The sequence below is a fragment of the Mesorhizobium sp. M8A.F.Ca.ET.165.01.1.1 genome, from assembly GCF_004792065.1.
Classification (GTDB): domain Bacteria; phylum Pseudomonadota; class Alphaproteobacteria; order Rhizobiales; family Rhizobiaceae; genus Mesorhizobium.
Map to the genome: position 1 here is coordinate 1 of NZ_SRTH01000197.1, position 306 is coordinate 306.

Annotated in this window: 1 pseudogene; it reads right to left on the reverse strand. The window is 67.0% G+C overall.

Going from position 1 to position 306, the window contains the following annotated elements:
• Window positions 1–306: pseudogene (locus EN808_RS35730) on the reverse strand (chain-length determining protein); the annotation flags it as partial.

Here is a 306-nt window from a genome sequence, read left to right on the forward strand (position 1 = left end):
CGGGCTCTGGAACCGTCACCTGTTCCGCAGGAGCGACCGGCATCGCCACCTCATCGATGGGTTCCAAACGAGCCCCCCTGGCCGGGCGCATGGCGCGACCCGAGAAGAGCTCGCGCAGCAGTGTGAACACCGACATGAGCAGCAGCGAAGCGGCAAAGGCCGCGCCGACGATCGGCCCGATCTTGGGGAAGTAGGCCTCGGTCGGCACCACGGCGTCTGTGGTTGTACGGGCGTCCACCGGGACATAGTTGCGGTCCTGGCGGGAGGCCGCCTCGCGGTAGTTGGTCAGGTAGAGTTCGAGCTGCT